We start from the raw sequence: 21,446 nt of genomic DNA on the forward strand, positions 1-21,446 counted from the left end.
TCCGGGTGGACGTTCGCCGTACGGACGGCGTTCACCCGGTGGCCGACCGTGACCGTACGCAGTCCGTGACCGTCGGTCAGCGGGCGGGGCTGACCGCCGACAGGAGGCGGCCTTCCGCATAGGTGAGCGCGGTCGCCGGCATCGCGCCCTCGCGGCCGCTGAGCAGAATCGTGACGGTGGAGTCGGCGGGTGCCTCGGGGGCGGGGATCTCGCCGATCCTGCGCAGCGCCTGAGCGGTGACCGCCCCGGCCGTGCCGTGCAGGATGAGGGGCGCGCGGCCGGGCTTCTGCACGGCCGCGCGGATGCGCTCACCGACCAGTTCGTAGTTGGTGCAGCCCAGGACGACCGTCGTCACGTCGTCGGGGGTGAGTGCGGCCGCAGCGGCGATCGCGGCGTCGGCCGCCGACTCGTCGGCGTGGTGCACGGCGTCCGCGAGCCCGGGGCACGGCACTTCGGTGACCGCCACGCCGTCGGCGAACTCCCGGATGAGACCGCGCTGGTACGGGCTCCCGGTGGTGGCGGGTGTCGCCCAGATCGCGACGGGCCCGCCTCCCGCGGCGGCCGGCTTGATCGCCGGGACCGTGCCGATGATCGGCAGGTCCGGTTCGAACCGTGCGCGCAGCTCGGGCAGGGAATGGACGGACGCGGTGTTGCAGGCGACGATCAGGACATCGGGACCGTGCGCGGCAGCGGCCTCGGCCACCGCCAGGGCGCGCCGCGTGATGTCCTGCGGGGTACGGGGCCCCCAGGGCATGCCGTCCGGGTCCCAGGAGAGCACGAGATCCGCGTCGGGTCGCAGACGGCGTACCGCGGCCGCGGCGGGAAGCAGGCCGATTCCGGAGTCCATGAGCGCGATCTTCACCCGGCCACGATAGACGATGGGCGTCGGCGGGCCGGTCCCGTGGGGCAGACTGCGCCCGTGAGCGCCTTCGTGTGGATCGCCGCCGGATCACTCGCCGCCTGGTTGTGGCTGCTGCTCTGCCAGGGCTTCTTCTGGCGCACCGACATCAGACTGCCGGCCCGCAGGGACCCGGACGACTGGCCGTCGGTCTGCGTCGTCGTCCCCGCGCGCGACGAGGCCGCCGTGCTGCCCGCGAGCCTGCCGTCTCTCCTCGCCCAGGATTATCCCGGGCGGGCGGAGGTCTTCCTCGTCGACGACGGCAGTTCGGACGGCACCGGGGAGCTGGCCCGTGAGTTGGCGCGGCGGCACGGCGGGCTGTCGCTCACCGTCGACTCGCCCGGGGAGCCGCCCGCGGGCTGGACGGGCAAGCTCTGGGCGGTGCGTCACGGCATCGGTCTGGCACGCGCGCGTGCACCCGAGTATCTGCTGCTGACAGACGCCGACATCGCCCATGCTCCGGACAGCCTGCGGGAGTTGGTTGCGGCGGCGCGCACCGGCGGCTTCGACCTGGTCTCGCAGATGGCCCGGCTGCGGGTGGAGAGCGTGTGGGAGCGGCTCGTCGTACCCGCCTTCGTCTACTTCTTCGCCCAGCTCTATCCCTTCCGCAGGATCGCCGTGCGGGGTTCGCGGACGGCTGCCGCGGCGGGCGGCTGCGTCCTGCTGCGTGCGGACGCGGCCGAGCGGGCGCGGATTCCGGACGCCATCCGCCATGCCGTCATCGACGACGTCGCGCTCGCGAGGGCGGTCAAGGGGAGTGGCGGCCACATCTGGCTGGGGCTCGCGGAGGGAGTGGACAGCGTCCGCCCGTATCCGCGTCTGCACGACCTGTGGCGGATGGTCTCGCGCAGCGCGTACGCCCAGCTGCGGCACAACCCACTGCTGCTCACCGGGACGGTCACCGGCCTCGCCGTCGTCTACCTGGTGCCGCCGATCGCCCTCTTCGCGGGCCTCGCCACAGCGAGTGTGTGGGCCGCGACCGCCGGGGGGCTCGCGTGGCTGCTGATGACGGCGACGTATCTGCCGATGCTGCGCTACTACCGGCAGCCTCTGTGGTTGGCTCCGCTGCTGCCCGTCACGGCTTTCCTGTATCTCCTCATGACGGTCGACTCCGCGGTGCAGCACTACAGGGGGCGGGGCGCGGCCTGGAAGGGCCGCACCTACGCACGTCCCGACGCCGCCCTGGACGAGAGCTGACCGCTCACTTCCTGCCGGGGGTCCAGTTCATGCCCCATCCGTAGGCGTAGTCGACGGTGCGCTGGGGGCTCACTCCGCGCTCGGGGACCAGGAACCGGGCCTCACGCTGGACGATCAGGTCGCCGCCGTTGCTGGTGATGAGGGCGAGCGCGCAGACGGTCGAGGGCACGGTGCACTCACCGAGCGAGAAGTCGATCGGAGCGCCGTTCAGCGGCTGGAGGGTGACTGTGGCGTTCAGGTCGGCGAAGGAACGCGCTCCTTCGTAGATGGTCACGAAGATGAGGATGCGCCGGAAGCTCTGCTTGTGGTCGAGGTTGATGGAGAGGTTCTCGCCGCTCGCCGAGGCGCCGGTGCGGTCGTCGCCGTCGAGATGGATGTACGGCGGCTGGTGCAGCGCTCCGTACGCGTTGCCGAGCGCCTGGACGACTCCCTTGCGGCCGTCGGACAGCTCGTACAGGGCACAGAGGTCGAGGTCGAGATCCGCGTGCATCGCGACGGCCCGGCCCAGCTTGCTGCCCCACCCCGAGAACTGCTTGCGCACCTCCCAGTTGAGGTTCACGCGCATGGCGCCGGAGGTGCCGCCCTGCTTGCTCAGCGAGACCGAAGGGGCCTCCTTGGTGAGCGTGACCTTGGTCAGGCGCACCGGGGTCGGCGGGGCCGCGGGCGGGACGGGCGGCGACGTGGGGACGGGCGGCGTGACAGGCCGTGACATGGTCACCGGTTGAGCCACGGGCGGCGCCGCGTGCTGCGGCTCGTCCACCGTGATCCCGTAGTCCGTGGCCAGCCCTGCCAGACCGCTGCTGTACCCCTGGCCGACGGCGCGGAACTTCCAGGCGCCCTGACGTCGGTAGAACTCGCCGAGCACGAACGCGGTCTCGACGGTCGCGTCGGCGCTGTCGAAGCGGGCGACCTCGGTGCCGCGCTGCGCGTCGAGCACCCGGACGTACAGTCCGGGCACCTGCCCGAAGGGGCCGCCGTCCGTGGAGGCGGCCAGTACCACGGTCTCGATCGCGGGCTCCACGCGCGCGAGGTCGACGAGCAGTGTGTCGGTCACCTGGCCGCCCGCGTCCCGCTTGCCCTCGTGCCGCACGGCGCCGGAGGAATGCGCCGGCTGGTTGTAGAAGACGAAATCGCCGTCCGAACGGACCCGTCCGGAGACCAGCAACAGAGCGGAGGCATCCGCGTCGGGCACCCCTGGTCCTGAACGCCATCCCAATTCGACGCGCAAGGCGGCCGTCGGCACGGGAACATTGGATCCCTTAGGCATTGACATGTACGCCCCCATCACATGCTCTCTGCGCCGGGCCGCACCTCGGGCAGTCCGCCGACTCCACTCCCGCCAAACCTAATCCCCCGGGTACCGAACACCCATGATCCGCACCGGAAGATCGGTGGTCAACCGCCGGTAACCTCCCAGGTACTCGGCCTTTACACGATCTGAACGCGCTTTGGTGCCCTTTTTTGACGAGTTCGCTCGCATTGGGGATCCCGCGTCACTGCCGACACGGAAAACAACCCTCTTATCGGTCTCCCCAACCAGCACATCGTGGGCTTAACTTATGTGCCATGACCTCCCCCCGCTCCACCTATGGCGGCGGTTACTACTCCGCGCCGTCCTTCCCGGACACCCCGATCTACGACTCGCTCGTCGCTGAGCGGGGGACTCCCCAGATCGCCCCGATCCGGGTTCCCGCCGCCTATGACACGGGCAACCACCTGCCCGCGCTTCCCTCGGCACTTCCCGCCCTGCCGGCCGGACCCTCGTATCAGGCCCAGGCCCCGATGTACGGCTACCCGCAGGCCCAGCAGCCCGCACCGCTGCAGCAGGCCCCCGCGCCCTACATCCCGCAACAGGCCGGTGCCCCGCGCGGCTACCCGGGCGCCCAGCCCCAGCAGCAGCGCCCGATGGCCCCCGGCACGGGCTACGAGGCGATGCGCCCCGCAGCCCCCCGTCCCGCTCCGGCTCCCTACCAGGATCCGTACAACGGCCAGCAGTACCGCGGGTACTGAGGCATTCGCACCGGATTGTCGGTGCCTGCTGGCAAGATTGCGTCATGGGGAACGCGGAGCTGCACTCGATTCATGTCCATCCGGTCAAGGCGTTCAGGGGCCAGGAGCCCCGGGAAGCCCTGGTGGAGCCCTGGGGGCTGGCCGGAGACCGACGCTGGGTGCTGATCGACGCCGGGGGAAAGGTCGTCACGCAACGCCAGCAGCCACGTCTGGCACTCGCCGCCGCCGAGCTTCTGCCCGGCGGCGGCATTCGTCTGTCCGCATCGGACCGTGAGCCGGTGACCGTCCCCGTGCCCGAGCCGGTGGGCACGACGACGCTGAACATCTTCGGCACCAAGGTGGAAGCGGTCCTCGCCGACGACACCGCGCACGACTGGTGCAGCGACTATCTGGGTGCGGACGTGCGCCTCCTGCACATGGACGACCCCGCCACCCGCCGCCCCATCGACGACCCTCCGCACGCCTTGCCGGGCGAGACCGTCAGCCTCGCCGACGGCTACCCGCTGCTGCTCACCACACTGGCCTCGCTCGACGCCCTCAACTCCCTCATCGCCCAGGGCGACCACGCCGACGAGGGTCCGCTGCCCATGAACCGGTTCCGGCCGAACGTGGTCGTGGCGGGCACCGCGGCCTGGGCCGAGGACGACTGGTCGCGGATCGCCATCGGCGAGGTCACCTTCCGGGTCGCCAAGATGTGCGGCAGGTGCGTTGTCACCACCACCGACCAGGGCACCGCCGAGCGCGGCAAGGAGCCGCTGCGGACCCTCGGGCGCCACCGCCGCTTCGGGGACCGGCTGGTCTTCGGGCAGAACCTGGTGCCGGAGTCCCCGGGCACGGTGCGGATCGGTGACGCGGTCACCGTCCTCGAATAACCCGCCCCGGCAAGTTCCGTGAATAGGCCACGCACATCGGGAACCCGGCTCCCAGGCACGGTCGTTGAGACTTCGTGAGACGTTCCTAAAAGGCCCAGGGCAGGGTGATTTCGCTCTCTCTTCCCCGGGCTCGACGAGCGAACGACTCCGCGGTGGGTTATCACGGAAGCGGAAGGGGGTGCGGAACGGTGCGAGCAATCGGCGGACTCTGGCGTTGGCGGCGCAACCCGCTGCGCCGCAGGACCGATCTGGTCGAGGCCTGGCTGACCCTGGCCGCCATCGTGCTGATCCTCGCTGTCGCTCCTCTCGTCGGAGCCGCTGTCGGAGCCTCCGCCCAGAGCGCCCTGCAGCAGTCCGTACGGGACCAGCGCGAAGCCCGCCACGAAGTGGTGGCCATCGTCGTCAAGAAGGCGTCCCGCAACCCGCTGCTCGACCCGGACCCCGAGACAGGTTCGGGACGGGACTCCCACAGCCGCGTAGTGGCCAACTGGACGGCACCGGACGGCACCGCGCAGCACGGCACGGTGACGGCCGCCATCAAGTCCCCCGCCCCCGGGGACCACTTCACGATCTGGACCGACCCGCACGGCCGAATAGTGGGCCGCCCGCTGGACGGTGCCACCGCGACGACACATGCCGTGCTGGCCGGGTTCGGCGCGGCCGTGCTGGCCGTGGGACTCGTCGAGGGTGGCAGGCGGCTGATCGTCTGGCGCATGGTCCTTCGCCGGTACGCCCGTTGGGACCGTGCCTGGGACAAGGCGGGGCCCGACTGGGGCAGGACGGGCGCGGGCAGCTGACAGCCTTCCCACTCCGGTCAACCCGGTGTCCCCGCGCACGCTACGGTGGACCGGACGAGGTCTTCGGCACCGTCGTGAGAGGCTTTCCGTCATGCCGACGGGCTTCGGGTCGGCCTCGCAGGACCCGCGTATGACGAGGTGGGGACAGAACAGCGCCATGGCACAGGGCACGGTCCAGGTGACGCACACCGGCACCTCGCGGTGGCGGCGCCGCACGGGTGAGTACGCATCGCTGGCCGCCGCTCTGGAGGCGGCGGGCGACGGTGATGTCCTCACTGTCGCTCCGGGCACCTACCGCGAGAACCTGGTGGTCGAGCGTGCGGTGACGTTGCGCGGCCCCGAAGGCTCCCCCGGTTCCGTGCGCATCGCGCCGGTCGACGGCGTGCCGCTGACCGTGCGCGCCTCCGCCGTGGTCCAGGACCTGCATGTGGAGGGCCAGGACTCCGCCGCGCCCGCGCTGCTCGTCGAGGAGGGCACCCCCGAACTGCTCGACGTGCGGATCGTCACGCGCTCCGCCGCCGGGATCGAGGTGCGCGGCGGTGCCCGCCCGACCGTGCGCCGCTGCACGGTCGACAATCCGGCCGGTATCGGCATCGCCGTACTGGACGGCGGCGGTGGGGTGTTCGAGGAGTGCGAGATCGTCTCGGCCGGCCAGTCGGGCGTGGCGGTCCGCGGAGGCGGCCGTCCACGTCTGGAGCGCTGCCGGGTGCACCACGCCTCCGGAGCGGGCCTCTCGGCGACCGGCGAGGGCTCGTCGCTGGAGGCCGTCGGCTGCGAGGTGTACGAGGTCAAGGGCTCCGGAGTGCAGATCACCGGGCGGGCCACGGCACATCTCACCGACTGCGATGTGCACCGTACGACCGGGGACGGCATCACCCTCGACACGGACGCGGTGCTCACGCTCGCCGACTGCCGCATCCACGACATCCCGGAGAACGCGGTCGATCTACGCTCACGCTCGGTCCTCACGCTGACGCGCACCACCGTGCGGCAGTTCGGGCGCAACGGCCTGTCGGTCTGGGATCCGGGCACGCGCGTGGACGCCAACCAGTGCGAGATCTTCGACAGCACGGGCGACTACCCCGCGGTGTGGATCAGCGACGGCGCCACGGCCGTGCTCGACTCGTGCCGGGTGCACGACGTGCCGGACGCCCTGTTCGTCCTCGACCGCGGTTCGCGCGCGGACGTCGTCGACTGCGACCTGTCGCAGGTGCGGAACACGGCCGTGTCGGTGAGTGACGGCGCGACCGCGCAGCTCGACGACTGCCGTATCCGGGACGCCGCGACGGGCGCCTGGTTCCGCGACCACGGCAGCGGCGGCACTCTGTCCGGCTGCACCGTGGACGGCACCCAGACCGGCGTGATCGTCACCAAGGGCGCCGATCCCACCATCGAGCGCTGCACGGTCACCTCGCCCGCGGAGGCGGGCTTCTACGTGTCGGCGGGCGGCCGGGGCAGCTTCCTCAACTGCCGGGTGACGGACAGCGGGGGCTACGGCTTCCATGTGATCGACGGCTGCCGCGCGACCCTGAAGAAGTGCCGTACGGAGCGGTGCGCGCGCGGGGGTTACGACTTCGCCGACGCCGGCACCGCACCGGGCGCGGGCGACGGACCGGTCGTGGAGGACTGCACGAGCGACGAGAGCGCGGGACTGCGGTCCCCGGCGCACGAGACCGCCGTACAGACGTCTAGTGCTTCCCAGGGCCTGCTGGGCGCGATCCCCGGCCAGCGCACCACCGAGCAGGAGCCCCTCGTCGCCGCGCAGGAGCCCGAGCAGCCGACGCGTTCGTCGAAGGCCGTCCTCGGTGAACTCGACGCGCTGGTGGGCCTGGAGAGCGTCAAGCGCGAGGTGCGGGCCCTCACCGACATGATCGAGGTGGGCCGACGCCGCCAACTGGCGGGCCTCAAGGCGGCATCCGCCCGGCGACACCTGGTCTTCACCGGCTCCCCCGGCACCGGCAAGACCACGGTCGGGCGACTGTACGGCGAGATCCTCGCCTCGCTCGGTGTCCTGGAGAAGGGGCATCTCGTCGAGGTGTCCCGCGTGGACCTGGTCGGCGAGCACATCGGTTCCACGGCGATCCGTACGCAGGAAGCGTTCGACAAGGCGCGCGGCGGGGTCCTGTTCATCGACGAGGCGTACGCGCTGTCGCCGGAGGACTCGGGACGCGACTTCGGCCGTGAGGCCATCGACACGCTGGTCAAGCTGATGGAGGACCACCGTGAGGCGGTGGTGGTGATCGTCGCGGGCTACACCGCGGAGATGGAGCGGTTCCTCACCGTCAACCCCGGTGTGGCGTCCCGCTTCTCACGGACCATCACCTTCAGCGACTACGACCCCGACGAGCTCCTGCGGATCGTGGAGCAGCAGGCCGAGGAGCACGAGTACCGACTGGCCCCGGGGGCACCCGAGGCGCTGCTGAAGTACTTCACGGCGATCCCCAAGGGGCCCGCTTTCGGTAACGGCCGCACCGCGCGGCAGACGTTCGAGTCGATGGTCGAGCGGCACGCGGGGCGGGTCGCCCAGCTGGAGGAGCCGAGCACGGACGACCTCACCCTGCTCTATTCGGAGGACCTGCCCGAGCTGCCCTGAGGCGCGCCGTCGTCCCGCGCGCGCGGGACCTGCACGTCAGGCGTCAGCCGAGCCAGCAGTTCTCCCCGCTCCTCGGCGAAGGCCGGGTCCGCCTGGTAGTCGGAGTGACCCAGGATCGGCGCGGGCAGCGGGTGCTGTGCGGTGCGTCCGTAGGCGAGCGGGTCCTTGAGGGGCTCGCGGTCGACCTGGGGGCCGCAGTCGCCGGGCAACTGGACGCCGCCGCCGATGGGGTCGGTCGGCCGGTAGAGATTGCGCCAGCAGGCGACCTCGCGGTGCAGGGAACTGAGGGCGGCCGGGCCGAAGTGGGCCGGGAACCAGCGCCCGTACAGGCGTTCCAGCGGTGAGCCGTAGGTGAGGAGCGCGACCCGCTTGCGTACGGACGGCTTCAGCTGCCAGGCCGCCGCGGCGGCCAGCACACTGCCCTGGGAGTGCCCGGAGATGACGAGCCGCCCGCCGGTGGCACGGGTCCAGGTGGCCATGCGCCAGGTCAGGTCGGGCACCGCGCGCTCGGCGTAGCAGGGCGGCGCGAAGGGGTGGGCGGCACGCGGCCAGAAGGTGCCGACGTCCCAGAGGATGCCGATGGTGCGGCGGGCCGCCGGGTCCTTGTAGGCGCGGCGGCCCCAGGTGACGAACAGTATGAAGCCGAGGCCGATCAGCCAGGATCCGAGCGCCTGCGCGGTCTCCGCGGCGCCCTGGACGAAGGCGTACGTCCCTCGCGCGGCCTCGCTCGGCGGGTCCTCGGTCGCCAGTGCGCCCGCCAGAGCACCGGCGCCGAGCAGCCATGTCACGGACGAGACGACGGCGACCATGAGGGGCGCCCTGTCGGTGAGGGCGGCCATCGCGCGCGTGCTCGCGATGCGGCGCGTACGGGCGGGGTCCTTGGCCTCTCCCTCGTAGTCGAGCTCGACGCCGCCCATCTCCCGGTTTCGCAGCTGCCAGGTGCGCCAGGCCAGCCAGGCGATGAGGACAGCGAGCACGACGAGCACCGCGGGGATCGTGGAGGCCTGCCAGGTCAGCAGGACGGGTGGGCCCGGGATCGAGCTGCGGGTGCCGTCCAGCCAGTCGGCGACGCGCTGGGCCACCCCGCCGGACATCACGCCGCCCAGCGCGCAGGCCAGCATCGCGACGGCTGGACCGGCCAGACCACGCATCGCGGTGCGCGTGTCTGGTCGGGCACGGAACAGGATGTGGGCCACCACGCCGAGCGCGATGACGAGGAGGCCCTGAAAGAGCGCGATGCCGCCGAACGTCATGTCGCCGGACAGCCGCCCCTCCGAGTGCCAGCCGGGCCGCGACCAACCGGCGTACAGCAGGGTCAGGACCAGCAGGATCACGGAGCCCGTGGGCAGCAGGCGCACCAGGGACCGGTCGAGTTCCTTGTCGAGGCGGTTCTCGCTGCGGCCCCTGCGGCACACCACCCACAGGACGACGGCGAAGCCCGCGACGAGGGTCACCTCCAGGAGCCGGCCCAGAGTGTCCAGCACGGCGGGGCCACCCGACGCGTGGTCGTAGCGCGCCGCGGAGGCGCCGACCGCCGCCGCGACCGTCAGCAGGCCCGCGGCGGTGTGCGCGGCACGCAGCCGGGCCACCAGACGGCGCCCGTACCAGAAGCCCGGCCGGCCGAGCCCCGTGCGGCCGGTCTCCTCGTCGGGCTCGGCCTGGCGGGACATCGGCTGCTGCGACTCGTACTCGCTCCAGGTGCGGTGGGACAGGTACCAGAGGAGGACTGTCAGCGCGGTGGGCACCAGGCAGGCCAGGGCGAGGCGGCGGCCCGGCTGGCTCCACCAGCCGTCGTCGGACGCGGCCGGTGACAGGAACCCCAGCCAGGAGTGCTCCTCGGCGCACGCGCGCGTGCCCGCACACTGCCAGGCGGCCAGGTCGAGGGCGACCTCGCAGGCCGCGGCGACCAGGAGCACCGTGAGGGTGAGCCCGGCCAGACGGACGAGCAGGCCGTACAGGCGGACCGTGCGCTTGCGGCCGCGGGTGGTGGGGCGCATCCAGTGCGCGAGGTTGACCACCATGAAGGGCAGCAGTAGCAGCCACAGGGCGCGGGAGCCGTTGCCGGACGTGAGGTTGCACCACACGTAGGCCTCGGGCACCGGTTGGCCCGGGCCGGCTTCAGGACGCTGCTCGGCGTCGGCGTCGGCGATGCGCCGATAGACGGCAGCCGTGTCGTCGCCGGTGACGCGGACTGTCCGGGGGTCGTCGAGCATCTCCTCCGGTGAGGCGCCGCCGACTCCGTGAACCAGGAGTTCAAGGGCCGTCGAAGCCGCTTCGGGCCGCTGTGCGGGGCTGTCGAGCTCCCCCGTCGAACCGTTTTCCCGTGCACGTTCCACTGATCCGCACTTCCCCCGTGCCACGTCTGTCCCCTGTGTCATGTGCAGGCACAAGGATCTCGCTCAAGGGCCGTACGCACACCTGTAGTCACGGAATCTCCCCGATTCGTGTGACAGCTCCGCGACGGGACTCCGTACAGGCAGTGGCGCGCCTGTCTGTGAGCCGTGCGAGGATGAGGCGTCCTCCAGACCTAGGACAGGGAGAATGTCCACGTGGGAGTGGGTTCGGACGCAGTGTCGGGCAGGCTGAGGCGAAAGGACCGGAGCGGACGTGAGTGAGAATCAGAACCTCCTCGCAGAGCAGCGTCGCGCCCTGATCATCGACGAAGTACGACGGCGCGGTGGCGTCCGTGTGAACGAACTGACCCGCAGGCTCGGCGTCTCCGACATGACGGTCCGCCGCGACCTGGACGCCCTCGCCCGCCAGGGTGTCCTGGAGAAGGTGCACGGCGGCGCGGTGCCGGTGGTCGAGGCGAGCACGCACGAGCCGGGCTTCGAGGCCAAGTCGGGTCTGGAGCTGACCGCCAAGGAGGACATCGCGCGCGCTGCGGCCGAGTTCGTCGCTCCGGGCACGGCGATCGCACTCTCGGGCGGTACGACGACGTACGCGCTGGCCCAACAGCTCCTGGACGTCCCGGACCTCACCGTGGTCACCAACTCGGTGCGTGTGGCGGACGTGTTCCACTCGGCGCAGCGCGTCTCCGGCCAGCGGCAGGGCGCCGCCACGGTCGTCCTGACGGGCGGGGTGCGCACGCCGTCCGACTCCCTCGTGGGACCGGTGGCCGACCAGGCCATCGCGGCGCTCCACTTCGACGTGCTGTTCCTGGGCGTGCACGGGATATCGGTCGAGGCGGGCCTGTCGACGCCGAACCTGGCGGAGGCCGAGACGAACAGGCGCCTGGTGCAGTCCGCTCGGCGTGTCGTCGTGGTCGCCGACCACACCAAGTGGGGCACGGTGGGCCTGAGTTCGTTCGCCGCGCTCGAGCAGGTCGACACGCTGGTCACCGACGCCGGGCTGCCCGCCGAGGCCCGCGCGGAGATCTCGGAACACCTCAGTCGCCTGGTGGTGGCCGGTGAACCGGGAGACGGTACAGACATCTGACGGTCCGCCAGTTAGGGTGACGCTGCTCCCGGGCCGCGCCCTGCGGTGCGGGCGCGTTCTGTCATCGACCGTGTCCCCACAGGGGGTTCCGCACATGGCACGCCGACTGCGCCCGGTAGGACCCGACTTCATCGAGGCCGCTCCGGTGCGCCTGGTGTTCGCCAGAGACGTCACGGCGCCCCCGGAGGCGGTCTTCCGCGCGCTCGCCGAGGACGTCCCGGGCTGGACCGAGTGGTTCGCGGCGGTGACCCGGGCCCGGCCGACCGAGGACGGCGGCGGGCGCGAGATCCGGCTCAGGGGCGGCATCCGCTTCCAGGAGACGGTCCTCGTGTCCAAGGCTCCCGATGTGTACGCGTATCGGGTGGACCTCACGAACGCACCCGGGGCCCGCGCCCTGGCCGAGGAGTGGCGGCTCACACCCGCCGGAACGGGCACGCGGGTGCAGTGGACCTTCGCCACGGACGGCCCGGCCCCCTTCCGGCTGGCTCTGAAGCTGAGCCGGGCGGGGCTGGGCCGGACCTTTCGGGACGCGGTCACAGCGCTGGACCGGCGGTTGGCGTCGACCAACGTCTGACCGGCGCGCAACGTCCGACCAGAAGTCAGGGCGGCCACACGTCAATGCGGCCACCGTCGGTCAGGCCACACGTCAGTCAGGCCAGACGCCCGTCTCCAGCAGCGAGGCGATCGCCGCCGTGTACGGCGCGATGTCCAGCCCCTGTTCGGCCAGCCAAGCGTCCGAGTAGTACTTGTCGAGATACCGGTCCCCGGGGTCGCACAGGAGCGTCACCACACTCCCCGTACGCCCCTCCCCCACCATCTCGGCAATGATCTTCAGCGCGCTCCACAGGCCGGTGCCCGTCGAGCCGCCCGCCTTGCGGCCGATGGCCTGTTCCAGGGCACGTACGGCGGCGACGCTCGCGGCGTCCGGAACCTTCATCATCCGGTCGATGGCGCCGGGTACGAAGCTCGGCTCCATGCGCGGTCTGCCGATGCCCTCGATGCGCGAGCCGCAGTCGCAGGTGACGTCCGGATCGCCGGTGGTCCAACCCTCGAAGAAGCACGAGTTCTCCGGATCTGCGACACAGATGCGGGTGTCGTGCTGCATGTAGTGGACGTAGCGCGCGAGCGTCGCCGAGGTGCCGCCGGTGCCGGCCGTGGCGACGATCCACGCGGGCTCCGGGAACCGCTCCAACTCCAGCTGGCGGAAGATGGATTCGGCGATGTTGTTGTTGCCGCGCCAGTCCGTGGCCCGTTCCGCGTAGGTGAACTGGTCCATGTAGTGGCCGCCGCTCTCCACCGCGAGGGCGGCGGACTCCTCGTACAGCTTGCGGGAGTCGTCCACGAAGTGGCACTGCCCTCCGTGGAACTCGATGAGGCGGCACTTCTCCGCGCTCGTCGTGCGGGGCATGACCGCGATGAAGGGCACGCCGATGAGCTTGGCGAAGTAGGCCTCGGAGACGGCTGTCGAGCCGCTGGACGCCTCGATGACAGGGCGGCCGGGCCGGATCCAGCCATTGCACAGGCCGTAGAGGAACAGTGAGCGGGCGAGGCGGTGTTTGAGGCTGCCGGTGGGGTGCGTCGACTCGTCCTTCAGGTAAAGGTCGATGCCCCAGTGCTCGGGGAGCGGAAAGCGCAGCAGATGTGTGTCGGCCGAGCGGTTGGCGTCGGCCTGGACCTTGCGTACGGCTTCTTTGAGCCAGCTCCGGTACTCCGCGTCGCTGTGGTCCACGTCGAGGGTTTCGCCGGTCCTGGTCTGCTGCGGGGTGCTCACGGCGGGGCTCCTTCGGATCGTGCCGACGCCGGATCGCGAGGTCGGACACCTCGATCATAGGCACCTTCCGCACGCTTCTCACCTGCATAAACATACCTTTGAGCACCTCAAAGACACCCCTGGAGCAAGAGTGCGCGCAAGGGTGGGGGCGCATCCCGGCGAGTGCTCCCGCCCCCGTCGCGACCTCGTCGTGCGCACTGGTGCTCGACGCCGGGTGCGGGCAGACTGCACCGCGGGACCAGGGTCCGGCAGGACGGCGCTCTCCGAGGACGACCCGGACTTCTCCCGGCGGGATGCACACTGGATCACGGCACAGGCACAGCCGAAGCGCACAAGGGGGCGGGGCATCATGGCGGAGCCGGAGTTCACGGCCACGGGCGTGCGGATCGGGAAGAGGCTTCGTTCGCTCACCCGGGCCGGACAGGTGCGGATCAGCGACGGCAGGCTGGAGTTGCTCACCAGTTACGGGAGCGAGATCGACAGCGCGCCCGTGCAGGCGGTGCGCGCGTCGAAGCCGTGGTTCGCGCACGAGGACCGAGCGTTGGCGGACGTCAACGGCACGCGGTACTCCCTCACCCTGGGCGAGCACGACCCGGCACCCGGCAAGCCGGGGCCGCCGTCGGCACGCCGGTTCATCGAAGCGGTACGCAAGGCCGCGGGGCGCAACCGCTGACCCGACGGCGACGGCGTCCGTAGGGGCGAAAGCGCCGCGAGTTGCACGACCGCACCCCCTGAGTCACTCTGTTCTCACATCACTACTCTGGGTTTACCGGCGATAACGCTGCGAACCAGCCCGCCGGCCACGTCAGCAGGCGGCCGTTCCACTCAGCCACTCTGCCGGCCCGATCTCCGTCTTCTTCCGGACCTCAATTCGGGGAGTCGCAGCCGTGATCAGCCAGCCAAGCAGGCATTGCACGGTGGAGCTCCAAGCCCTGCCGTCGCGGATCGGCCAGGTCCGCAGAATCGTATCTGCGCAGTTGCGCTACTGGCATCTGGATCCCTTGATAGACCCGGCCGCGCTCGGTGTGACCGAGCTGCTGACCAACGTGCACCGGCACGCCCAGCCCGACAAGCTGTGCACCGTGGAGATCGAGCTGCTGCTCGACCGGCTCACGGTCTCGGTGCACGACCACGACCCCCGCCTTCCCGAGGTGCGGGACGCGGACCCCAACGCCACCTGCGGACGCGGCCTCGCCATGGTCGCCGCGGTCAGCGAGAGCTGGGGAGTGCGTCCCGACGGCGAGTCGGGCAAGGTCGTGTGGTTCACGCTGCCGGCCCCGGCGCCCGCCGTGGCGGTGCCCGTCCGTCCCCCGTACGACACGGCCCGCGAGACCACGCGCCGGCACAGTGTCGACGGGCGCAGGCCCGAACACGCTCCCGCCCGGTCCGCCGTTGCCGGCTGACCGGGCGGTGACACCCCCCTCGTACGTCACTCGGTGGCGATGGCGCGCAACACGTCCAGGCGTGCCGCCCGACGTGCCGGACGCAGGCCCGCGAGGGCTCCGGCGGCGATGCCGACCAGGGCCACCACGACGAGTTGCACGGGCGGCATCGCAAAGGCGAAGGCGCTGTCGCTCGCGCCGTCGGAGGCCTTGACGAGCACCCAGCCGAGGAAGGCGCCGAGGGCGAGACCGCCCGCCGTGCCGAAGGCGGCGACCAGGACGGACTCCCAGCGGACCATGGCGCGCAGTTGCGCCCGGGTCTGTCCGACGGCCCGCAGCAGACCCAGTTCGCGGGTGCGCTCGTGGATCGCGAGCGTCAGCGTGTTGGCGATGCCGAGCAGTGCGATGAGCACCGCCAGGGCGAGCAGCGCGTAGACCAGCGTCAGCATCATGTCGATGCCGCCGGCCGAGGACTGCGCGTACTCGTCACGGGTCTGCACCTCGGGACTGCCGTACTGGTCCGCGACCTTCTGCACCGCGGCCTTGCCGTCGGCCGTGCTCACGCCGTCCTTGAAGGAGACGGCGACGAGCGTGTCGGAGTCCTGGGTGCGGTGCGGGTTCCAGGCGGCTCGGGTGATGACGTACTCGCCCGCGAGTTCCGACCTGCCGTAGACGGCGCGGACGGTGAATGTCTCCTTCTCGCCGTCGGTGAAGGCGAGTTGGGTGGTGTCGCCGACCTTGAGGTGCTGCTTGTCGGCCTCGCCCTCGGTGATGGCGATGCCGTCGGTTCCCAGGCCGTCGAGTGAGCCGCGTACGTCGCCGAGGTCGAAGACCTTGCCGAGGGTGACCGGGTCGGTGACGGTCAACGCACGGCCCTTGCCGTCGACTTCGGCGACACCGCGGCCCAGGCCGACGGCGTTCTCGACCGTGGGCTGCCCGGCGATCGCGGGAGCCAGCTTCGGGCTCAGGCCGCTTCCTCCCGCGCCGAACGACGGGGTGCTGACGGCGACATCGCCCGCGAAGGACCGGGAGACCGTCTGGTCCATGGTGGCCTTGAGCGAGGCGCCGAAGACGGTGAACAGCGAGACGACGGCGACGCCGATCATCAGGGCGCTCGCGGTGGCGGCGGTCCGCTTCGGGCTGCGCAGGGCGTTGCGCCGGGCGAGTCCGCCCGTGACGCCGCGCAGCCTGTCCAGGGGCATGCCGAGGACGCGTACGGCCGTCGAGGACGCGACGGGGCCGAGGACCACGAAGGCGGCGAGGGCCAGGACGGCGCCCAGGCCCGCGAGCCACAGGGACGGACTGGCCAGTACGCCGAACAGGGTGATGCCGACCGCGAGCGCGGCCAGACCGCTGCCGACCACGGCGCGGGTGCGGGAGGCCCCGGACTGGTCGACGGCCGTCTCGCGCAGCGCGGCCAGTGGTGCGGTGCGTCCGGCTCGTACGGCGGGCAGCAGCGCGGAGCCGAGGCAGACGACGACGCCGACCGCGAGCGGCAGCGCCATGGACAGCCCGCTGATCACCAAGTCGCCCTCGGGGAACGGGAATCCGATGGCCGGGAACAGCGCTTGCAGTCCGGCCGCGATGCCGATAGCGGCGACGAGACCCGCGGCCGACGCGGTCACGGCGACCACGCTCGCCTCGATGAGGGTGGAGACGGTGACCTGGCGGCGTGAGGCGCCGAGGGCACGCAACAGGGCGTTCTCGCGGGTGCGTTGGGCGACGACGATCGCGAAGGTGTTGTGGATGGAGAAGGTCGCCACGAGCAGCGCGATGCCGGAGAACACCAGAAGGAAGGTGGTGAAGATGCTCAGGAACTGGCTGGAGATCATGTCGGTGTTCTCCTGGGCCGACTCCTGGCCGGTGATCGCCTCAACTCCCCTCGGGAGTACGGGAGTCAGGGCCGAGACCAGCTCCTCCTGGTTGACACCGGGGCCGGCCCGCACACGGATGCTCGCGGCCTCGCCGGGCTTGGCGGTGAGGTACCTCTCGGCGTCGGCCTGCGTCATGCCGGTGAACGTCACCTGGGCCATGCCGTCCTCGCCGCCGAAGGTCGCGAGTCCCACGATCGTCACCTTGACGGGATCGGGCGTGCGCAGCGTGGTCGTGTCGCCGATCTTCAGGTCGCCCTTGTCGGCGGTGCCCCGGTTGACGACCACTTCGCCGGACTTCGACGGGGCGCGTCCTTCGGCGAGTTGGTAGGCGTTGAGCTCCGGGTCGTCGATCCAGTTGCCCGCGAGGGTGGGCGGGCCCTGGCCGCCGATGGGCTTGCCGTTCGCACCGACGAGCTGGCCGGCGCCCTGGATGTCGGGCACGGCGGCCGCGACCCCCGGGGTCTTCTCGATCGTCGACACCAGGTCGGTGTCGACGGGCTGGCGCACACCTTCGCTCTCGCCGGGTGTGGTGATGGTGTCGGCGCTGCGGACGACGGCGTCGGTGCCGCTGCTCGCGTTGCCGAACATCGTGTCGAAGCTGGCGCGCAGGGTGTCGCCCATGACGAGCGTGCCGGCCAGGAAGGCGACGCCGAGGAGCACCGCGAGGAAGGTACCGGCGAAGCGTCGCTTGTGGGCGCGCAGGGAGGAGACGCTGATGCGCACGGAGGCGTTCATGACGGCGCCCCCTTGCTGTCGAAGGCCTTCAGGCGGTCGAGGACCTTGTCCGCCGTCGGGGATTCCATCCGGTCGACGAGGCGCCCGTCGGCGAGGAAGACGACCTCGTCGGCGTGTGCGGCGGCGACCGGGTCGTGGGTGACCATGACGACCGTACGGTCCATCTGGCGCACCGCGCGGCCGAGGAGGCCGAGCACCTCCTCGCCGGAGCGGGAGTCGAGGTTGCCGGTCGGTTCGTCGGCGAAGACGACGTCGGGCTGTCCGGCGAACGCCCTTGCCACGGCGACGCGTTGCTGCTGTCCGCCGGAGAGCTCGCTCGGGCGGTGGCGGAGCCGGTCGCGCAGGCCTACGACGTCGACGAGGGCGTCGATCCACTCACGGGAGCCCTTCGCCCCCGCCAGGTCCAACGGCAGGGTGATGTTCTCCGCGACGGTCAGCGTGGGGACCAGGTTGAACGCCTGGAAGACGAAGCCGACGCGGTCACGGCGCAGGAGGGTGAGCCGGCGGTCGTCGAGTGTGCCCAGCTCGGTGTCGCCGATGAAGGCCGCACCGGAGGTGAGGGTGTCCAGGCCGGCCGCGCAGTGCATCAGGGTGGACTTGCCGGAGCCCGAGGGCCCCATGATCGCGGTGAAGCGGCCGGCCGGAAAGCCGACGCTCACCCCGTCCAGGGCCCTCACGGCGGTGTCTCCGCTGCCGTACACCTTGACGGCGTCGGTGACACCGGCCGCCGCCTTCGTGACGGTCGTGGTGGTCATGCCGCACCGCCCTTGCCCGTGCGCCCGAACTGCTCGTCCAGGACGGAGATCCGGCGCCAGTACTCGTCCTCGTCGATCTCGCCGGAGGCGAAGCGGCGGCCGAGCACCGCGATCGGCGAGTCGCCCGTCGGGCGGGAGTCGGCCATCGCGTTCCATGGGCCGCGGCGGCCGCGCCAGGCGGTGCGGCGCAGGACGGTCACGACGCCGATGACGACGGCCGCCCAGATGAGCGGGAAGAAGAGGATCCACGGGCCGGGGCCACCGTCCCAGTTCGCCAGAGTGTTCATCTCAAGCCATCTCCTCTGCGGGATGTCCGCGGAATGTCTGCGGGATCTGTTTCCGATGCCTTGAGACTCGCTCCGGGAGGGGGTCCCAGTCGTCGTACGGCCAGCGGCTGTGTGCGTACCTCCGCGGGAGTACGAGCGCTCCCCTCGGCTGCTTCCTCAGCCTCTCGACGTCTGTACCTACTAGTATGTACAGTGCCGATATGAGCACTCCGGAGCGGCTGATCGAGTCCACGCGCGAGCTGTTGTGGGAGCGCGGTTACGTGGGAACCAGCCCCAAGGCGATCCTGGAACGCGCAGGCGCGGGGCAGGGCAGCATGTACCACCACTTCAAGGGCAAGCCCGATCTGGCGCTCGCGGCGATCCGTCGCACCGCCGAGGAGCTGCGGGCTACTGCCGAGGGCGTACTGAGCGCGCCCGGATCGCCGTACGAGCGCATCGAGGCGTATCTGCGCCGTGAGCGCGACGTCCTGCGCGGCTGCCCGGTCGGGCGGCTGACGATGGACCCGGACGTGATCGCCAGCGACGAGCTGCGCGCGCCGGTCGACGAGACGATCGACTGGCTGCGTGAGCGGCTGGCCTCCATCGTCGAAGAGGGCCAGGAGCAGGGCCAGTTCGCGCCCTCGCTCGATGCGGAGGAGATCGCCGCCACGATCGTCGCGACCGTGCAGGGCGGCTATGTGCTGGCGCGTGCCTCCGGTTCACCGGCCGCGTTCGACACGGGAGTTCGCGGACTGCTCTCCCTGCTCGGGTCGGCAGGCACCGCCAGTTCGACGCCCCGCTGAGCCCTCAGGAGGCACCCGATGCACGCCATGCAATACGAACTCACCCTGCCCGCCGACTACGACATGGACATCATCCGCAACCGGGCGACGGGCAAGGGGCCGCTGCTCGACGACTTCCCCGGCCTCGGCCTGAAGGCTTATCTCATGCGCGAGCGCGGGGTCGACGGGTCGCCGGTCAACCAGTACGGGCCGTTCTATCTGTGGAACACCCCGTCGGGCATGAACTCCTTCCTCTGGGGCCCGGGTTTCCAGGGGCTCGTCGACGACTTCGGGCGGCCGGAGGTGCGGCACTGGAGCTGCCTCTCGTACGAGGAGGGGGTCGCCGCCGGTTCCCCGGCCAAGGTCGCCGCGCGTGGGCGGCAGAGCGTGCCCGAGGGGGTGCGGCTCTCCGAGGTGGCGGCGGTGGCCGTGCGGGAGGCCGAGCGGCTGGCCTCGCTCGACGGTGCGGTCTGCGCGGCCGCCGTCGTCGATCCGCGCCACTGGGAGCTCGTGCACTTCTCGCTCTGGGACCACGACGCGCCGAAGGCTCCGGGTGAGGTGTTCCAGGTGCTGTACGTCAACACGCCGGAGCGTGACCGGCTTCCGCGTGGCCGGCAGTGGTGAGCGTGGTCCGTACGGTCCTCGGGGACACGTGCCCCGAGGACTTGGGGGTGTGCGACGCGCACGACCACCCCTTCCTGAGCAGCCCCCGGCTCGCCGGGCAGGAACTCGACGTCAACCCGACTCTCGCCCAGGTCGCCCTGCCGGCCCTCGTCCGCCGTACCGAGCGGGCCCGCGTACCCGAAGTGCGCGGTGGAACCCGTCCAGGTCTCAGACCTCGGCCAGCGCCCCCAGCGGATCGTCCAGCACCGGCTGCCAAGCCAACTCGGCAGCCCCCACAAGGCTGTTGTGGTCCAGCGTGCAGGGGAGGATCGGGACGCCGCCGCTCTGGCCCCACAGGCTGCGGTCGGCCACGACGGCGCGTAGCCGGTCGGGGTCGGCGTCGAGCAGGGTGCGGTGCAGGCCGCCGAGGATGATGCGGTCCGGGTTGAGGATGTTGACCAGGCCGGCGAGGCCTAGGCCGAGGCGGTCGATCAGGGCCTCGGTGGCCAGGCGGACGGCCGGGTCGGCGTACTGGTCGCGGATCAGGTCGTTGGCCTGCTGGAGCAGCGACACCTCGGGGCCGGGATCGAGACCGGCCGCGGTGAGGAAGGCCAGCGGGTCCGCCTCGACGTCGAGGCAGCCGCGGCTGCCGCAGTAGCAGGGGCGGCCCTCGGGGTTGACGGTGAGGTGGCCGACTTCGAGGGCGAGCCCCGAACTGCCCGTGTGGAGGCGGCCGTCGAGCACGAGAGCACCGCCGACACCCCGGTGCCCTGTGGCCACGCACAGCAGGTCGCGGGCGCCGCGGCCCGCGCCGTGGCGGTGTTCGGCGAGGGCGGCGAGGTTGACGTCGTTGGCGGCGAACGCGGGCCCCTGGATTCCGGCCGCGCGCACCTTCTCCGCGAAGATCTGGCGCACCGGGGAGCCCGCGGGCCAGGCCAGGTGCAGTGGATTGAGGGCGAGCCCTTCGGGTTCGGCGACGGCGGACGGGACGGCGAGTCCTGCGCCCACGCAGCGCAGCCCGGTCTCACGGAGCAGCGCGGCACCGGCCTCGACGACGGAGCCGAGCACCTTCGCGGGATCGGCGTCGACCGTCTCGCAGCCGGGCGCGGTCGCGACCAGACGCCCGCCGAGACCCACCAGCGCGGCGCGGAACCCGTCGGCGTGCACCTGCGCGGCGAGCACGACGGGCCCGTCCTCGGCGACCTCCAGGCGGTGCGAGGGCCGCCCCTGCGAACCGGCCGCGGCGCCGGGCCGTGCGTCGACCCGGATCAGCCCCAGCGCCTCCAGCTCCGCTGCCACCGCTCCCGCGGTCGCCCTGGTGACCCCCAGCTCGGCGGTGAGTACGGCGCGCGTCGGCGCACGTCCGGTGTGCACGAGTTCCAGCGCGGGGCCGAGCGCCCCGCGCCCCCGGTCCAGCCGCGCCCGCGTGTTCCCTTCCCCCGCCGCCCGGGGGCCCGCCTTGCCGTTCATGAG

Annotated in this window: 19 protein-coding genes and 1 pseudogene; 12 read left to right on the forward strand and 8 right to left on the reverse strand. The window is 71.5% G+C overall.

The annotated features are described in order from the left end of the window. Positions 1–76: 76 nt before the first annotated feature. Positions 77–862, reverse strand: a complete 786-nt coding sequence (locus OG219_RS05850) for a glutamate racemase (protein WP_266823557.1) — start codon at positions 860–862, stop codon at positions 77–79. Positions 863–919: 57 nt separating this feature from the next. On the opposite strand from OG219_RS05850, the gene OG219_RS05855 reads away from it, so the two are divergent. Next, complete coding sequence (locus OG219_RS05855; RefSeq protein WP_266823559.1) at positions 920–2,095, forward strand: glycosyltransferase; 1,176 nt, start codon at positions 920–922, stop codon at positions 2,093–2,095. A gap of 4 nt (positions 2,096–2,099) precedes the next feature. Here the strand turns inward: OG219_RS05855 and OG219_RS05860 are convergent, their stop codons facing one another. After that, positions 2,100–3,368, reverse strand: coding sequence for a TerD family protein (locus tag OG219_RS05860; RefSeq protein WP_266823561.1), 1,269 nt, complete (start codon positions 3,366–3,368; stop codon positions 2,100–2,102). Between the two features lie 293 nt (positions 3,369–3,661). Here OG219_RS05860 and OG219_RS05865 point away from each other — a divergent pair, with 293 nt between their 5' ends. The 4 genes from OG219_RS05865 (at position 3,662) to OG219_RS05880 (ending at position 8,367) form a co-directional block, all read left to right on the forward strand. Continuing rightward, a complete protein-coding gene (locus OG219_RS05865; protein ID WP_266823563.1) occupies positions 3,662–4,105 on the forward strand; it encodes a DUF6643 family protein in 444 nt (147 codons plus the stop codon). A 44-nt stretch (positions 4,106–4,149) separates the two neighbouring features. Beyond that, entirely contained in the window at positions 4,150–4,977 is an 828-nt protein-coding gene (locus OG219_RS05870; RefSeq protein WP_266823565.1) for an MOSC domain-containing protein, read from the forward strand. 188 nt (positions 4,978–5,165) lie between these two features. Next, entirely contained in the window at positions 5,166–5,774 is a 609-nt protein-coding gene (locus OG219_RS05875; protein ID WP_266823567.1) for a hypothetical protein, read from the forward strand. A 157-nt stretch (positions 5,775–5,931) separates the two neighbouring features. Further along, complete coding sequence (locus OG219_RS05880; protein ID WP_266836011.1) at positions 5,932–8,367, forward strand: right-handed parallel beta-helix repeat-containing protein; 2,436 nt, start codon at positions 5,932–5,934, stop codon at positions 8,365–8,367. Here the strand turns inward: OG219_RS05880 and OG219_RS05885 are convergent. Continuing rightward, positions 8,337–10,703: a hypothetical protein gene (locus tag OG219_RS05885; protein WP_266823569.1), complete on the reverse strand. Its 2,367-nt coding sequence runs from the start codon at positions 10,701–10,703 to the stop codon at positions 8,337–8,339. The genes OG219_RS05880 and OG219_RS05885 overlap by 31 nt on opposite strands. 271 nt (positions 10,704–10,974) lie before the next feature. On the opposite strand from OG219_RS05885, the gene OG219_RS05890 reads away from it, so the two are divergent. Then, a complete protein-coding gene (locus OG219_RS05890; RefSeq protein ID WP_266823571.1) occupies positions 10,975–11,805 on the forward strand; it encodes a DeoR/GlpR family DNA-binding transcription regulator in 831 nt (276 codons plus the stop codon). Positions 11,806–11,899: 94 nt separating this feature from the next. Beyond that, complete coding sequence (locus tag OG219_RS05895; protein WP_266823573.1) at positions 11,900–12,379, forward strand: SRPBCC family protein; 480 nt, start codon at positions 11,900–11,902, stop codon at positions 12,377–12,379. A 72-nt stretch (positions 12,380–12,451) separates the two neighbouring features. Here OG219_RS05895 and OG219_RS05900 read toward each other — a convergent pair whose 3' ends face one another. After that, on the reverse strand, positions 12,452–13,576 hold the full coding sequence (locus OG219_RS05900) for a PLP-dependent cysteine synthase family protein (protein ID WP_323183267.1): 1,125 nt from the start codon (positions 13,574–13,576) through the stop codon (positions 12,452–12,454). A gap of 349 nt (positions 13,577–13,925) precedes the next feature. Here OG219_RS05900 and OG219_RS05905 point away from each other — a divergent pair, with 349 nt between their 5' ends. Both OG219_RS05905 and OG219_RS05910 read left to right on the forward strand, forming a co-directional pair. Continuing rightward, positions 13,926–14,249 carry a hypothetical protein gene (locus OG219_RS05905; RefSeq protein ID WP_266823575.1) on the forward strand — a complete coding sequence of 108 codons (324 nt, stop codon included), beginning with the start codon at positions 13,926–13,928 and terminating at the stop codon, positions 14,247–14,249. Positions 14,250–14,463: 214 nt separating this feature from the next. Further along, complete coding sequence (locus tag OG219_RS05910) at positions 14,464–14,979, forward strand: ATP-binding protein (protein ID WP_266823577.1); 516 nt, start codon at positions 14,464–14,466, stop codon at positions 14,977–14,979. A 26-nt stretch (positions 14,980–15,005) separates the two neighbouring features. On the opposite strand, the gene OG219_RS05915 is transcribed toward OG219_RS05910, so the two are convergent. The 3 genes from OG219_RS05915 to OG219_RS05925 are packed head-to-tail and all read right to left on the reverse strand — an operon-like array spanning position 15,006 to position 18,609. After that, positions 15,006–17,567: an ABC transporter permease gene (locus OG219_RS05915; protein ID WP_266823579.1), complete on the reverse strand. Its 2,562-nt coding sequence runs from the start codon at positions 17,565–17,567 to the stop codon at positions 15,006–15,008. After that, a complete protein-coding gene (locus OG219_RS05920) occupies positions 17,564–18,322 on the reverse strand; it encodes an ABC transporter ATP-binding protein (protein WP_266823581.1) in 759 nt (252 codons plus the stop codon). Before OG219_RS05920 ends, OG219_RS05915 begins: the two co-directional genes overlap by 4 nt. Continuing rightward, positions 18,319–18,609 (reverse strand): SHOCT domain-containing protein, encoded by a 291-nt coding sequence (locus OG219_RS05925; protein ID WP_266823583.1) that lies wholly within the window; start codon positions 18,607–18,609, stop codon positions 18,319–18,321. The genes OG219_RS05920 and OG219_RS05925 overlap by 4 nt, the downstream gene beginning before the upstream one ends. 200 nt (positions 18,610–18,809) lie before the next feature. Between OG219_RS05925 and OG219_RS05930 the strand changes: the two genes are divergently transcribed. The 3 genes and pseudogenes from OG219_RS05930 to OG219_RS05940 all read left to right on the forward strand — a co-directional run. After that, positions 18,810–19,391, forward strand: coding sequence for a TetR/AcrR family transcriptional regulator (locus OG219_RS05930; RefSeq protein WP_266823585.1), 582 nt, complete (start codon positions 18,810–18,812; stop codon positions 19,389–19,391). Between the two features lie 18 nt (positions 19,392–19,409). Continuing rightward, on the forward strand, positions 19,410–19,994 hold the full coding sequence (locus tag OG219_RS05935) for a DUF4865 family protein (RefSeq protein ID WP_266823587.1): 585 nt from the start codon (positions 19,410–19,412) through the stop codon (positions 19,992–19,994). Next, positions 19,988–20,104: pseudogene (locus OG219_RS05940) on the forward strand (phosphotriesterase); the annotation flags it as partial. The gene OG219_RS05935 and the pseudogene OG219_RS05940, both read left to right, overlap by 7 nt. A 97-nt stretch (positions 20,105–20,201) precedes the next feature. On the opposite strand, the gene OG219_RS05945 reads toward OG219_RS05940, so the two are convergent. Continuing rightward, a complete protein-coding gene (locus tag OG219_RS05945; protein ID WP_266823589.1) occupies positions 20,202–21,443 on the reverse strand; it encodes an ROK family protein in 1,242 nt (413 codons plus the stop codon). Positions 21,444–21,446 lie beyond the last annotated feature (3 nt).

Source organism: Streptomyces sp. NBC_00038 (assembly GCF_026343635.1).
Classification (GTDB): Bacteria; Actinomycetota; Actinomycetes; order Streptomycetales; family Streptomycetaceae; genus Streptomyces.